Source organism: Pararhizobium sp. O133 (assembly GCF_051669845.1).
Lineage (GTDB): Bacteria > Pseudomonadota > Alphaproteobacteria > Rhizobiales > Rhizobiaceae > Pararhizobium.
In genome coordinates, this window is record NZ_CP196426.1 from 2,603,675 (window position 1) to 2,616,325 (window position 12,651).

The 12,651-nt window shown below is 60.4% G+C and carries 15 protein-coding genes; 8 read left to right on the forward strand and 7 right to left on the reverse strand.

What is annotated here, in order from left to right; translation table 11 throughout:
* The first annotated feature begins 439 nt into the window (after positions 1 to 439).
* Together ACST81_RS12410 and ACST81_RS12415 are read left to right on the forward strand one after the other, a co-directional pair.
* Positions 440 to 808: an Hpt domain-containing protein gene (locus ACST81_RS12410; RefSeq protein WP_438748042.1), complete on the forward strand. Its 369-nt coding sequence runs from the start codon at positions 440 to 442 to the stop codon at positions 806 to 808.
* A 206-nt stretch (positions 809 to 1,014) separates the two neighbouring features.
* Positions 1,015 to 1,335 (forward strand): 2Fe-2S iron-sulfur cluster-binding protein, encoded by a 321-nt coding sequence (locus ACST81_RS12415; protein ID WP_438748043.1) that lies wholly within the window; start codon positions 1,015 to 1,017, stop codon positions 1,333 to 1,335.
* 422 nt (positions 1,336 to 1,757) lie between these two features.
* Here ACST81_RS12415 and ACST81_RS12420 read toward each other — a convergent pair whose 3' ends face one another.
* Positions 1,758 to 2,426 (reverse strand): DUF922 domain-containing Zn-dependent protease, encoded by a 669-nt coding sequence (locus tag ACST81_RS12420; RefSeq protein ID WP_438748044.1) that lies wholly within the window; start codon positions 2,424 to 2,426, stop codon positions 1,758 to 1,760.
* Positions 2,427 to 2,566: 140 nt separating this feature from the next.
* On the opposite strand from ACST81_RS12420, the gene folP reads away from it, so the two are divergent.
* The 3 genes from folP to folK are packed head-to-tail and all read left to right on the forward strand — an operon-like array spanning position 2,567 to position 4,371.
* The gene (gene folP, locus ACST81_RS12425) at positions 2,567 to 3,415 is read left to right on the forward strand and encodes a dihydropteroate synthase (protein WP_438748046.1); all 849 of its coding nucleotides are present in this window, start codon (positions 2,567 to 2,569) and stop codon (positions 3,413 to 3,415) included.
* A gap of 28 nt (positions 3,416 to 3,443) precedes the next feature.
* The gene (gene folB, locus ACST81_RS12430) at positions 3,444 to 3,812 is read left to right on the forward strand and encodes a dihydroneopterin aldolase (protein WP_438748048.1); all 369 of its coding nucleotides are present in this window, start codon (positions 3,444 to 3,446) and stop codon (positions 3,810 to 3,812) included.
* A gap of 1 nt (position 3,813) precedes the next feature.
* A complete protein-coding gene (folK, locus tag ACST81_RS12435; protein WP_438748051.1) occupies positions 3,814 to 4,371 on the forward strand; it encodes a 2-amino-4-hydroxy-6-hydroxymethyldihydropteridine diphosphokinase in 558 nt (185 codons plus the stop codon).
* Positions 4,372 to 4,387: 16 nt separating this feature from the next.
* Here the strand turns inward: folK and ACST81_RS12440 are convergent, their stop codons facing one another.
* Positions 4,388 to 4,942, reverse strand: a complete 555-nt coding sequence (locus ACST81_RS12440; RefSeq protein WP_438748052.1) for a hypothetical protein — start codon at positions 4,940 to 4,942, stop codon at positions 4,388 to 4,390.
* A 258-nt stretch (positions 4,943 to 5,200) separates the two neighbouring features.
* On the opposite strand from ACST81_RS12440, the gene ACST81_RS12445 reads away from it, so the two are divergent.
* Positions 5,201 to 6,064, forward strand: coding sequence for a cytochrome b/b6 domain-containing protein (locus tag ACST81_RS12445; RefSeq protein ID WP_438748053.1), 864 nt, complete (start codon positions 5,201 to 5,203; stop codon positions 6,062 to 6,064).
* Complete coding sequence (locus ACST81_RS12450) at positions 6,061 to 6,852, forward strand: molybdopterin-binding protein (protein ID WP_438748054.1); 792 nt, start codon at positions 6,061 to 6,063, stop codon at positions 6,850 to 6,852. The genes ACST81_RS12445 and ACST81_RS12450 overlap by 4 nt, the downstream gene beginning before the upstream one ends.
* Here the strand turns inward: ACST81_RS12450 and ACST81_RS12455 are convergent.
* The 4 genes from ACST81_RS12455 to ACST81_RS12470 all read right to left on the reverse strand — a co-directional run bounded on the left by ACST81_RS12455 (position 6,849) and on the right by ACST81_RS12470 (position 10,373).
* Positions 6,849 to 7,931 carry a YcjF family protein gene (locus ACST81_RS12455; RefSeq protein WP_438748056.1) on the reverse strand — a complete coding sequence of 361 codons (1,083 nt, stop codon included), beginning with the start codon at positions 7,929 to 7,931 and terminating at the stop codon, positions 6,849 to 6,851. The two genes, ACST81_RS12450 and ACST81_RS12455, sit on opposite strands and share 4 nt — an antisense overlap.
* On the reverse strand, positions 7,928 to 9,403 hold the full coding sequence (locus tag ACST81_RS12460; RefSeq protein WP_438748059.1) for a YcjX family protein: 1,476 nt from the start codon (positions 9,401 to 9,403) through the stop codon (positions 7,928 to 7,930). Before ACST81_RS12460 ends, ACST81_RS12455 begins: the two co-directional genes overlap by 4 nt.
* A 109-nt stretch (positions 9,404 to 9,512) precedes the next feature.
* On the reverse strand, positions 9,513 to 10,043 hold the full coding sequence (locus ACST81_RS12465; protein WP_438748060.1) for a SixA phosphatase family protein: 531 nt from the start codon (positions 10,041 to 10,043) through the stop codon (positions 9,513 to 9,515).
* A 78-nt stretch (positions 10,044 to 10,121) separates the two neighbouring features.
* Complete coding sequence (locus ACST81_RS12470) at positions 10,122 to 10,373, reverse strand: EAL domain-containing protein (RefSeq protein WP_438748062.1); 252 nt, start codon at positions 10,371 to 10,373, stop codon at positions 10,122 to 10,124.
* 334 nt (positions 10,374 to 10,707) lie between these two features.
* Between ACST81_RS12470 and dksA the strand changes: the two genes are divergently transcribed.
* Positions 10,708 to 11,127, forward strand: a complete 420-nt coding sequence (gene dksA, locus ACST81_RS12475) for an RNA polymerase-binding protein DksA (protein WP_438748063.1) — start codon at positions 10,708 to 10,710, stop codon at positions 11,125 to 11,127.
* Between the two features lie 112 nt (positions 11,128 to 11,239).
* Here the strand turns inward: dksA and ACST81_RS12480 are convergent, their stop codons facing one another.
* The gene (locus ACST81_RS12480) at positions 11,240 to 12,319 is read right to left on the reverse strand and encodes a flagellar biosynthetic protein FliO (RefSeq protein ID WP_438748065.1); all 1,080 of its coding nucleotides are present in this window, start codon (positions 12,317 to 12,319) and stop codon (positions 11,240 to 11,242) included.
* Between the last annotated feature and the right edge of the window lie 332 nt (positions 12,320 to 12,651).

The window sequence follows — 12,651 nt, forward strand, 5'->3', positions numbered from 1 at the left end:
GCATGAATACATCCCTCAACGTACCGTAGTGACACATTCACCGGTTTCTTACAATTAAGGGTGTCCCGCATTCGTTAAAATCCTAACAAGTTCTTAATGAAAAATGCGCCTAACGTCACCGCAAACCCTTGTAATCCGGTGGTTTAACGCTCGTTAACCATGCCGAGCGAAAGCTGCCCTCATTGTGCCTCGTTTTAATCAGATAGCAGCGCCGCTCACGCCTAATAAGCCCAGCATGAGAGCGGAATGAAGGCAGGGCAGGGTGCGGCGATGACAAGGCCGGCATCATTTCCAAAGCCTGATCATACCCGACAGGACCAGCGTTTCGAGACTGACGCCGACAAAATCGGGGCGTCCGAGGGGCGGGGAATATAAAAAAACGGTCAGGCGGTTGAATGCCGCTTGCGCCAGAAAAAAACAACAACAAGGATATTGGCACATGGCTGCCCTCAAAATCGCATTCGAAGCACCGGACAATTTTGGAGGCGCTTGCCCGTCCAAGTCGCGGCCGATCGATCTCGTTCACCTGGCGACACAGACGATGGGCGACAAGCTGCTCGAAATCGAGGTGCTGCAGATGTTCGCGCGCCAGACCCGGCAGCTGATGAAAGAGCTTTCGTCCGATGATGCCGAGGTCCGCGGCGCGACGGCACATCGCCTGAGGGGCGCTGCTCTTGCCGTTGGCGCCTTCGGCGTCGCCCACAGCGCCGATGCGGTCGAAGCGCATCCGCAGGACGCGAGCCATCTCGTAGCCCTCAGCGCAGCGGTGATCGAGGCTGAACTCTTTATCCTGAAGCTCTGCCGGTAACCGTTGGATACCGTCTTCGGGATGTCTCAGCGACAAACGGTCACGGCCATTGTCGCTTCTTGCCAAATGCCCCTCGTGTTGACTGGCGAGGGGAATTGTTGGAAGAAATCGGATGAATTCGCCGCGTTCCGCCGCCGCCTCCGTTTCGAGGCGGCGCACTTGTTCCTGCGGCATGCCAATCCAACGCCAAGCATCCGGAAGCCATCATGCCCAAACTGATCATTATCGCCTTTGACGGCACGCGCCACGACCTCGACGTCCAGAACGGTTCGACCGTGATGGAAAATGCCGTGCGTAACTCCATTCCCGGCATCGAGGCCGAGTGTGGCGGCGCCTGCGCCTGCGCGACCTGTCATGTCTATGTCGACGACGCGTGGTCGGCGACGGTCGGTGCTCCGGAAGCGATGGAAGAGGACATGCTCGATTTCGCCTATGACGTGAAGCCGACTTCGCGGCTGAGCTGTCAGATCAAGATGAAGGACGGTCTGGACGGTCTCGTCGTTCACGTTCCCGAGCGGCAGGCCTGAGGCCATTCGCCGTCTGAGCAGCGCGCAAAAAAAGCCCCGCCTGTCGCGATCGACGAGCGGGGCCAGGAGGGCGCATCGCATACAGATGAGGGAGGGAACACCTGCTGCAAAAGGATACGCCAGGAGAACACAACATGCGCGATTGTATCGGGCGGTCGAGCATCAATCCGACCGAGACAGTCAAGCGCGAAACAATACTTCCGGTCCGCGACATCCATCATGGATGCATAAGTGTTGGAGCCGGTGAGGAGTGAGAAAGGATTTCTTTCCGTTCTTCACTCTATGATTTAAATCTACCTGAAATTGCGACACTGTTCTATCGCTAGAAATCACCAATAAAATACTGTTGACGCGCAAGGTTCGCACCAGCGCGGTGATTCATTTCTTCATGTTTTTGTGATTTGAGGGTGACGCGCCTGATATCAGCGCTTCGTCATCGTATCCAGCCGGTACTGCAGAAGCCGGACCATGCGGCGATCGAAATTGGCTGCCTCCCTCCGGTCAAAACGAGCCTGGTCACGGTCGTGGTCCTGGATCGCCGTCTCGCTGAGGCGTGCCACACGCGCCTGCATGCGTTCGCAATCTGCCTCCGGCTTCAGCGCCAGGAAATCCTTCTCAAGCTTGCGGGCATGGTTGCGGGCGATCTCCGCATGGCGCTCCTCGTGGCGCTTGATATCGCTTGCCAGCGTATCCCAGACGAGAGCGAGGTCGCGATTGGCCTTCCGGCGGTTCTTCCAGCGGGGCAGGATCAGCCTGGTGCTCAGCGTCACCTTCGCGCTGCCGACGGCACAGCGCTCGCCATGTTTCACATAGGTCACCGTGCCGCCGAACTTGATCTTGGTCGCGCCGGGATGACGCGTGCCCGTCGAGTTCATCATCGGCCCGTGCTCGGACAGGGCCTTGTCGAGTTCTTCGGCCGTGCGGCCGCCGACGGAGAAATACGTGATGGACTTGTTCACGACGGTATCGGCAAGGGCCGGCGTCGTGTTGCTCGCCGCGATACTCAAAAACAGGAGCGTGGCGATGGAAAGGCGGCCGATCGGCATATGGTACGGGTCTCGGGTGTTGAACTTCGATAGAGCTTGGGGCATAGCCAGCGCAAGCGCAACAGCAAATCACCGATCGCCGCTTTCAAACCGGAAAACACAATTCGTTCCGCGCCTTTGAGGCAACAGGTGGCATATCGCTCAAGGCCCTTCGTTTGGTGACAGGGCGGCAAGGGGAGGAGACCATGGACGATCCTTTTCAGCCTTTCGAGTGGAAGCTGGCGCATGGCCGGACGCTGACGCTCGGCCCGGTCGGCCTGTTGATGGCGATCATCAATGTGACACCGGATTCATTCTCGGACGGAGGCTCTTACGCGGAGACGAATGCAGCGGTCGCGCAGGCCCTGCGATGCCTTGAGGACGGCGCTTCGATCGTCGATATCGGCGGTGAATCGACCCGGCCGGGGGCCGAACTCGTGACGGCCCAGCAAGAGCAGGACCGGGTGCTTCCCGTCATTGCTGCGCTGGCCAGCCAGACGAATGCGATCATTTCCATCGATACCTACAGGGCGGAAACGGCGAAGCTTGCGATTGAGGCGGGCGCCCATATCGTCAACGATGTGCATGGCCTGCAACGTGAGCCCGCCATCGCCAATGTCGCGGCCGCCGCCGGCGCGGGGCTCTGCATCATGCACACCGGCCGCGACAGGGAAAAGCTCGTTGATGTCGTCCGCGACCAGTATCATTTCCTCGATCGATCGCTGGAGATTGCCGCAGCGGCGGGCGTCGTGCGCGACCGGATCGTTCTCGATCCCGGTTTCGGCTTTGCCAAGGATACGGACGAGAATGTCGCGCTGATGGCCCGTTTTACCGAACTGCACGGCTTCGGCCTGCCTTTGCTTGCCGGCACCTCGCGCAAGCGCTTTATCGGAGCCATGACCGGGCGCGAAGCGCAGGACAGGGATGTCGCCACGGCTGCGACGACCGCCTTGCTCAGAATGTCGGGTGCCGCGGTTTTCCGGGTACACGATGTCGCAATCAACAGGGATGCGCTTCTCGTCGCTGATGCTATGCTGGCTGCAAAAAGACAATGACGGCAGGACTTGGGAAGGAATATCGACCATGACAGCCACCTACACGATCACCCTCAAGAATTGTGCCTTCTTCGCCCGCCACGGTGTACATGACGAGGAGGAATTTTTGGGGCAGCGCTTCTTCGTCGATGCGGAACTGGACGTAGAGCAGGGCACCGCGCTTATCGAGGATTCCATTGACGATACCGTGCATTACGGCATCGCCTTCACCGAGATCGAGCGGATCATCACCGGCCGCAGGCGTTACCTGATCGAAGCATTGGCGCTGGAGGTGGCAACGACGCTCTGTTCGCGTTTCCCGCAGATCCGCCGCGCCAAAATTTCGATCCGCAAGCCGAACGCGCCCGTTCCTGGCGTGCTCGACTATGTCGAGGTCACGGTCGAGCATTTTGCCTGACATGATCATGCATGAAGCAACACTGGGGCTCGGCGGCAATATCGGCGATCCCGCCGCCTCGATGGCGCGGGCGCTGACGCTGCTGGACGCCCGGGAAGATTGCGCGGTCACGGCCGTCTCGAAGCTCTACCGCACGCCGCCCTGGGGCAAGACGGATCAGGCCTGGTTCTTCAATGCCTGCGCGCAGGTGAAAACATCTCTTTCGCCGGAGGAACTGCTCGACGCTTGCCTATCGATCGAGCGGCAGATGAAGCGGGAACGGCTGGAGCGCTGGGGGCCGCGCACCATCGATATCGACATCCTGACCTTCGACGATCTCGCCCAGCACACCGCGACGCTGCAAATCCCGCATCCGCGCATGACAGAACGCGGCTTCGTGCTGATGCCGCTCGCCGATTTCGCTCAGGATCTGATTGTGTCGGGGCGCACTGTGGAGGACTGGCTGAAACATGCCGATATCACGGGCATCGAAGTCGCCGATCCCGACAGTGGATGGTGGCGGCGCGCCCGAGCGGCAGCCGCAACGCAAAAAGAGCCGGACTGGCCGGCTCTTAGATAGTCTATGGAACAGATCGTTACTGCTTGATCGAGCCGACTGCGATATTGTCGACCTGACGGTTGAGGCTGACGCCGATGACCGGCACCATCGTGTCTTCGACCTTCACCGAAATGGTGATGTTGAGCGTCGAATCGCCCTGCATGCGGGCGATCATAGCGCCGTTCAGCTTCTTGCGGTTAATACCGACGACGATCTTGTCATTGGCAACGTTGCCGGAAATGATGTCCAGTCCCTTGCCGTTGGCGCCGTCGAGAAACTTGCCTTTATAGCTCTTGCCGGCCTGGGTGATCAGCGCGGACATCGGCTGCTTGAAGACGCCGACGCGGCAGAAGCCATCCAGCTTGATGCCGGCCGAGGATCCGTCGGACGGCTCGCCGGTCAGGTCGCAGGTGAACTTGGTGCCCTTGTACTTGCCGGCGACGATTTCGCCGGGGCCTTTCCATTGGCCGGCCACCTGTTCAAAAAACGCCTTGTCATTACTTCCTGAAAACGCAGGCGAAGCTGCGCAGGAAATGGCTGCAAGCGAGGCTGCGGCAATGCCGCGAGCGATCAAAGACGGGCGCGAAAACATGAACTATCCTTGATGGTCAACGTCCAGAATGTGAGGCTACATTTGCACTTAAATGGTTAATGGAGCGTTGCATTGGCGGCTTTCCAGGCTGGCAAACCTACTCACGAAATGTTTCATTTCGCGCCATGAAAATCCGAAAACCATTGGAAAACATCGGCTTTCACGGGACTCTCACCACGATGTGTGCAGCGGTGACAGGACGTGCGTTTGAAACCCGGTACGGCTTTGTTACGTAAATGCGCATAAAGGGAGGCCGAGATGACCATCATAGACGACATTGAATCGCGTTCCGATTCTCCTCTGGCCAAGGGCAAGGTGATCTATCGGCACAGGGTGGCGACTCGTCTTACCCACTGGACCTGGGCGATCGCGTTATTTTTCTTGTTGTTGAGCGGGTTGCAGATATTCAACGCGCATCCGGAACTCTATATCGGCAAGCAGTCGGGCTTTGAGTTCGACAACAGCGTCCTGTCCATGCGTGCGGCACAGGCCGCTGACGGGACGGTCGATGGATATACGACCGTGTTCGGTCGCAGTTTCAAGACGACAGGCGTGTTCGGCATGAGTGGCCCGGCTGATAACCCGTCCTATCGCGGCTTCCCGTCCTGGGCGACGCTGCCCTCCTATCAGGACCTGGCGACAGGGCGTGTCATTCATTTCTTCTTTGCGTGGTTCTTCGCCGCGGCGTTTCTCGTCTGGTTCGTCAGCAGCCTGATCAGCGGTCACTTGAAGCGCGATATTCTGCCGACGATGGCGGATATTCGAGCTGTGCCGAAAAGCCTGTCGGATCACCTGCGGTTCCGTTTCCATCACGACGGCCGCTACAATGTTCTGCAGAAGCTCGCCTATGCCGGCATCCTGCTCCTCATCTTCCCGCTGATCATTTTGACGGGCATCACCATGTCGCCGGGCATGAATGCCGCCTGGCCGTGGCTGCTGGACGTATTCGGTGGACGGCAGACGGCGCGCACCATCCATTTCCTTTGCATGGCGACACTGGTGGCTTTCTTTCTCATTCACATCCTCATGGTTCTTGCCGCCGGGCCGCTCAATGAATTGCGCTCGATCGTCACCGGCTGGTACCGGACCGATCCGGATACGAAAGAGGAGCACTTGGCATGAGCCGGATCATCGTCAACCGCCGCAAATTCCTCACCATTGCCGGTGTTGCTACCGCTGCCATTCCGTTGTCAGGCTGTGATGCGCTTGATGGCTTCCTGTCCAACCAGAGCCCTGTCCGTGAATTCATGGCCTCCGCCAACAGCCTGACCTACCGGGCTCATCGCATGCTGATCGGCGCCGATACGCTGGTTCCGGAATTTGCAGCCAGCGAAATTCGCCAAGGCCAGCGCCCGAACGGCTCGACCGATCCGACCGACGAGGCCTATCTGGCATTAAAAGAAAAGGCGTTCGCCGACTACCGGCTGACGGTCGGCGGGCTGGTGGAAAAGCCGCTGAGCTTCAGCCTCGACGAATTGCGCAACATGCCTGCCCGCACCCAGATTACCCGGCATGACTGCGTCGAGGGTTGGAGTTGCATCGCCAAATGGACCGGCGTTCCGCTTGCGACGATCCTCGACCAGGTGAAGGTGAAGCCGGAAGCGAAATTCGTCGTCTTTCACTGCTACGATACGATGAATCTCGGCCTGTCGGGCGCGGTCGCCTATTACGAATCGATCGACATGATCGATGCGCGTCATCCGCAGACCATCCTCGCCTATGGCAACAACGATCAGGCGCTCTCCATTGCCAACGGCGCGCCGCTGAGGGTGCGCGTCGAACGCCAGCTCGGCTACAAGATGGCAAAATACATCAAGGGCATCGAACTGACCTCGACACTCGCCCCGTTCGGTCGCGGCAAGGGCGGATTCTGGGAAGATCTTGGCTACGACTGGTATGGCGGGATTTAGGCGTTTGTATCGTCGAACATTTTCGCCCTGGACCCGCCCGGCGTCAGGTCGCCGATGAAGTCGCCGATGCCGGGGCGCTTGAGGGCGCGGAATGGCATCGGCCGGCAAAGGTCCATGGCGGCGATACCGATGCGGGCTGTCATCAGCCCGTTGATCACGCCTTCGCCGAGGCGGGCGGAGAGTTTCGAGGCAATGCCGTGACCCAATACCTGCTGGATCAGACTGTCGCCGACAGCGATCGAGCCTGTGACGGCAAGATGGGCGATGACGTCGCGCATCAGCCGCATGAGGCCGAACGTGCCCGGCCTGCCGCCGTAGAGATCCGCCATTGCCCGGATCAGGCGGGCGGATTCATAGATGACATAACCGAGATCGACGAGTGCACGCGGGCTGACGGCGGTGACGATCGAGACGCGCTTCGAGGCATTGAGGATAAGGGTGCGGGCTTGCCGGTCGAGCGGTGTCAGCAGTTCGCGTTCCGTCAGGTCGAGCAGGTGCGGACCGTCGATAATCTCTGTTTCCGTTTCCTTCAGCCGCGAGCGCCCGCGCGCGGTCTGCGGCTTGGCTGCGAGCAGATGAACCAGATGTGCCATGACCTGCCGGGCCGGTTTCGCTGTTGGCGCCGTGCTGGCGTCGATCGCTTCCTGTTTCAGCGCCTGGACAGCGTTCAGCCGCATGATGCCGGCCATCTCGCGGCCGATGACGACAAGAAAGGCGAGGAGGCCGATGACGGCCGTGGCGATGGCGAGATATCCCAGCCAGTCGGCGCGGGTGAAGAGATCGCGGATCAGGCTATCGACCCAGAGGCCAACGGCCAGTGATACGAGCAGCCCGAGCGCTCCGAAGGCAAGCTTGCCGAACGAGAATCGCCGCTTGCGCGGCATGGCTTCCGGCGCATCCGGAAGGGCCGTCGTTGTCGCCGCGAAGGGATCGTCGTCATCCGTCGTCATCACGATGTTCTCGTCGAAACTCGCGGGCGAACGCTTTGCCGGATCCGGCTTTCGGGTTGCGCCTGCCTGATCGCTTTCGAGCGTGAAGGCGGCGGGCTTGCGCTGGGGGATCTTGGGGATATCGCTCATGCCAGCCGGTCTCCGAACAGGAATTGCATGGCCCGGTCAAGCCGGATGTGCGGCACCGACAATTTCAGGCCGCCGCCGGTTTCCTCGATATGGGGCGGACGGAACCGCACGAAGCTGAGGTCTGGAACGAGGCTATGTTCCGGTTTTGATTCAAGGTCTTCAAAAAGTGAATCCGGATTCTTCGGTAGGTCTCCGGTAAATATGGCTGTTTTCCGTTCTCCGTCGAAGGTTTCGCCGTTGATCCTCTCGCCTGCGATGGGCGTGCCGACGATCACCGGCAGGGCGTGGCCGTCATGGTTGACAGTGGCTTCGCGGGTGGCCCGCACAGAGGCAATCGCCATGACTTCCAGCCCCGCGCCGCTCATGCCGATCCGCTCGACGGCGCGCTGGACGAGCCGTTCGGTGATCCGCTCCAGCCGGTCATGGCTTTCATGGTGCAGATGATCGGCCTTGGTCGCGGCGATCAGCACCTTGTCGATTCGCTTGGTGAGGAAGGATGACAGGAAGGAGTTGGTGCCCGGCTGGAAGCTTGCGAGCACGTCGGCGAGAGCGCCCTCCAGATCCAGCAGCGATTCCGGGCCGCGGTTGATCGCCTGCAGCGCGTCGACGAGCACGATCTGACGGTCGAGCCGGGCGAAGTGCTCGCGGAAAAAGGGCTTCACCACATGCGTCTTGTAGGCCTCGTAACGCCGCTCCATCATCGCCCAGAGAGAGCCTTTTGGCGCCCGACCTTCCGGCAGGTTGGCAAGCGGCGAGAAGGTCAAAGCCGGCGACCCCTCAAGATCGCCCGGCATCAGGAAACGGCCCGGCGGCAGGGTGGACAGCGATCGCTCGTCGGATTTGCAGGCCTGGAGATAGCGGGTGAACACCTCTGCCAGCCGGCGCGCATCGGTTTCTTCCGCCGGCTGGGTGATGTCGAGGGAGGATGCCACGGATAGCCAGTGGGCCGACAGTTCGGCGCGCACGCCGGTTTTGGCGCGCTCCACCGTCCGGTCGCTGAAGGTGCGAAAATCCTGCGTCAGAAGGGGCAGGTCGAGCAACCATTCGCCGGGATAATCGACGATGTCGATTGACAGCCTGCCGGGTGAAAACAACCTGTTCCAGCCTGATGCGCTTTCGTAGTCGAGCGTGATGCGCAATTGCGAGATGGCTCGGGTCGAATCCGGCCAGACCCGATCGCGCACCAGCGCCATGATGTGATCTTCATACTGGAAGCGCGGCACTGCATCGTCCGGCTGCGGTTCCAGCCGTATTTTCGAGACGCGCCCGGAACGGGCGGCTTCGAACACCGGCAGACGGCCGCCATTGAGGAGATTGTGGACCAGCGACGAGATGAAAACGGTCTTGCCGGCGCGCGACAGGCCGGTGACGCCGAGCCGCAGCGTCGGATGGACGAAGCCCGAGGCACGGTCGGCGAGCGTATCGAGCGCAAGTCTTGCATCATCGGTGAAGCGGGTCAGGAATGGCGGCAAGATTGGGCCTCGGTATGCGTTTGATCTGGCGCCGGGCAGGCGCGGTCATCTGCGATATAGGGTGCGCAAGCGGCCGAAAAAAGGTTTTGCGGCCAAGCCTTGAGCGAGCTTACTCCATATGCCCGTCGGGCATGATGAGCGCTACCAGCCTGCCATGCGGCAGGGCGTCGGGGCGAGGACGTGCCTCGAAATCAATGGCCGCAAGCGCGCCTGGCGGGTATCCGACCGGAATGACCTCGGACGCGGATTGTTCGCCGATGCTTTCGCGCAGGATTTCCTCGATCACCGGATTGTGGCCGACCACCATCAGGGAGGAGACGCTGGCATCCTGGCCCGCGATAATGTCGCGATAGACGTCGGCGGCACCGGCATAAAGGGCATCGACATGACGGATGTCCAGGTCTTCCCGCACCGAGCGGCGGAAAGCTTCGGCTGTCTGGCGGCAACGGACCGCGGTCGAGCACAGCACCAAATCCGGCTTGAAGCCGCGATCGGACGCCAGATCGGCGACGATCTCGGCGGCGGCAAAGCCGGTATCGTCGAGAGGCCGGTCAAAGTCCGTCTGGCCGGGCAGCGCCCAGCCGGCCCTGGCGTGCCGGAGAAGGTAAAGCCGGAAAACCGGGGCGGGTGCGGCGGACATGGAGCGGATTCCCGGATTGTGACATGACCGGCCGTGGCGTTCGACCGTTCAGCTTTGTCCGCCGGGGCCTCACAAAGATCAAGCCACGGCGGTCTGTTTTTCCGGCTCGTTGCGTCTGGCGAACTGTTGGGCGGTCAGTTTTTCCAGTGTTTCGGTGAACGGCATGGGACGGCCGAAACAATATCCCTGCATGATGCCGCAGCCGAGCGCCCGCAGGATGACGACCTGTTCGGATGTTTCCATGCCCTCGATGACGCAGGCGCAGCCAATATTGCGGCAGAGATCGACGATGGTGCGGAGCTTTGATAACGGCAATCCCATGCGGTTCATGATCGGCCAATCCTGTTGCGAATGCGAATTTTGCTGGATGTTTCATCTGCAGGCAGAAAAACACCTGGGTGTTTTTGTGCGACGCACATGGATGTGAAAATCTAAATCCGGTTCGTCCCCAATCATGGCGACAGATTTACGATATGTGGCCCGCTTCGGCCGCAAGACAATTTCGCGCACAAACCTGTATCTGTAATTTTGATGAAATATTAGCCTGTTAGCCTGCAATCTGAGCAAGGCTTAAAAAACGGTGCGCTGTTTTTCAGAGACTTGAAAGAGCGCATGCATGGGGCTATACACCGCCGCATATGAGATGTTCTTCAGGAGAATCGCGTTGAGTGAGAAGATCGATCTTAGTTCCTTCGTCCTTTCGGAGAACGAGGAATTCATGAATACCAATCAGCGGGCATATTTTAGAGCAAAACTGAACGCCTGGAAAAACGACATCCTCCGTGAAGCCCGCGAAACACTGGGTCACCTCGCGGAGGAAAGTGCAAACCACCCCGACCTGGCAGACAGGGCGTCTTCCGAAACCGACCGGGCCATCGAGCTTCGAGCCCGCGACCGCCAGCGCAAGCTGATCTCCAAGATCGATGCCGCCCTGCAACGGCTCGACGAAGGCACCTACGGTTACTGCGAGGAAACCGGCGAACCGATCGGCCTCAAGCGCCTTGATGCGCGGCCGATCGCGACATTGTCGATCGAGGCGCAGGAGCGTCACGAGCGCCGGGAAAAAGTCTACCGCGACGAGTAAACCGTTTCGGCGGGACATGATCCAACAAAAACGGCGCGAGATGATCGCGCCGTTTTTGTTGTTCGGGTTTGTCCGACGAACTTCCATCGGCTCGGCCTATCCCAAGCGGAAATCAATTCTTCCTGTTGACGGCAATCTCGCTCAGCATGCGGTTCATCTCGTCTTCCAGCGAGGGTTCGCTGCGTCCGCTGGGTGTGGTGCCGAGCCGGGGCTCCTGTCGAACCGTGGCGTTGGCCGGATTGTTACGCTGTTCCGCCTCCAGGCGAATGTCGTCCACCGTCAGCTTGCCGAGGTCTCCGGTGATTTCGGCATCGAGAATGCGCTCGAATTCAGCTGCCGACGTCTCCCGCTGCGCTTGCACGGGGGGCTCTGTTTGAACGACCGGTTGGCTTTGCAGAACCGGCTGTGTCTGGATGGCCGGTACTGCAGCCTGTGTTGCTGCAACGAGTGGACCGGGCTCGGTCTGGGCGCGCTGAATGGGAACAGTCTGATTGGCAGCAAGGACGCGGTTCCTGGCGGATTCCAGAATGTCCTCTGGTGTCCGGGCCGTGCCGCTGGGCGCGACCTGCGGAATGGCGGTCGACGCGACCGGTTGCGGGCGCGGCTGCTGGCTCGGGATTGCGACTGTGCGCTCCGGTTGAGGCTGGCGCGCCACGGTTTCCGGCTGCGAGCGGCTTGGGGTCGGCTGGACTGAGCGCACAGGCTGCGGGGCGGCGTCGGCATTGTCACCATAGAGCACCTGGCCCATACCGGATACCGGCGCGGGCCGCGTTTCAGGTTGCGGTGCCGCGCGTCGCTGCTCTGCCGCCGGACGTTCGATCGAGCGTTCCGGCAAGGCACGCTCGGCCGGCGGTCGCGCAACACCGGCTTCCGGTGTGACGACAGTCGCCGTGGCCACCGGTGACGGCGTGGCGATCCGGCTTTCGATGACGACGTCGGTCGGCCCACCGATCATGATCAGGTGTTCGACATCGTCACGGCGTACCAGAACAAGCCGTCGGCGTGTGTCGATCGCGGCCGCGTCAAGCACGGCAAGCCTGGGCTGGCGGTTCTTGCCGCCGCGAATGAACGGAGAGGAAGGCCGGTTGCGAATGAACCACAGGACGCCCACAAGGCACAACAGACCCAGAGCCACAGCGCCCGCGGCAATGATGAATTTGGTACCGTTGTTGCCAACGATATCTTCGATCATGTGCTGTACTCCTTTGAGACCCGGTTCCGCCTTTATTTGACGGCTTTTTTCAAATCGAGGCAAGCAGCATCGCGCATTGTCCCGTTCTCATTCTTCAACCCGCATGTAGCGCTCGTGTCCGGTTCGGCGAGGGGATCGGGGACATTCCCTGTGAATTGACGGCAATGCCTTTCATGCAAGTGCTTTCTGCTCTTCCCTATGGCTGTTAAAGATGATTCCTGCTTGGTGTTCCGCATTCCGCCGGCGCGGATTGCATATCCGCCCCGATTGCCGCCAAGCGGAGCAGACGAGCCGAACCCACGACCATTCCGGTTGCATGTGGTGCGGTGGCA

Excerpts from the sequence above, each read along its gene's own strand:
- ACST81_RS12415 (WP_438748043.1), top strand. The coding sequence starts at position 1,015 with ATGCCCAAACTGATCATTATCGCCTTTGACGGCACGCGCCACGACCTC.
- folB (WP_438748048.1), top strand. The coding sequence starts at position 3,444 with ATGACAGCCACCTACACGATCACCCTCAAGAATTGTGCCTTCTTCGCC.
- ACST81_RS12440 (WP_438748052.1), bottom strand. The coding sequence starts at position 4,942 with ATGTTTTCGCGCCCGTCTTTGATCGCTCGCGGCATTGCCGCAGCCTCG.
- ACST81_RS12480 (WP_438748065.1), bottom strand. The coding sequence starts at position 12,319 with ATGATCGAAGATATCGTTGGCAACAACGGTACCAAATTCATCATTGCC.
- ACST81_RS12470 (WP_438748062.1), bottom strand. The coding sequence starts at position 10,373 with ATGAACCGCATGGGATTGCCGTTATCAAAGCTCCGCACCATCGTCGAT.
- folK (WP_438748051.1), top strand. The coding sequence starts at position 3,814 with ATGATCATGCATGAAGCAACACTGGGGCTCGGCGGCAATATCGGCGAT.
- ACST81_RS12455 (WP_438748056.1), bottom strand. The coding sequence starts at position 7,931 with ATGAGCGATATCCCCAAGATCCCCCAGCGCAAGCCCGCCGCCTTCACG.
- ACST81_RS12450 (WP_438748054.1), top strand. The coding sequence starts at position 6,061 with ATGAGCCGGATCATCGTCAACCGCCGCAAATTCCTCACCATTGCCGGT.
- ACST81_RS12420 (WP_438748044.1), bottom strand. The coding sequence starts at position 2,426 with ATGCCCCAAGCTCTATCGAAGTTCAACACCCGAGACCCGTACCATATG.
- ACST81_RS12445 (WP_438748053.1), top strand. The coding sequence starts at position 5,201 with ATGACCATCATAGACGACATTGAATCGCGTTCCGATTCTCCTCTGGCC.
- ACST81_RS12465 (WP_438748060.1), bottom strand. The coding sequence starts at position 10,043 with ATGTCCGCCGCACCCGCCCCGGTTTTCCGGCTTTACCTTCTCCGGCAC.
- ACST81_RS12410 (WP_438748042.1), top strand. The coding sequence starts at position 440 with ATGGCTGCCCTCAAAATCGCATTCGAAGCACCGGACAATTTTGGAGGC.
- folP (WP_438748046.1), top strand. The coding sequence starts at position 2,567 with ATGGACGATCCTTTTCAGCCTTTCGAGTGGAAGCTGGCGCATGGCCGG.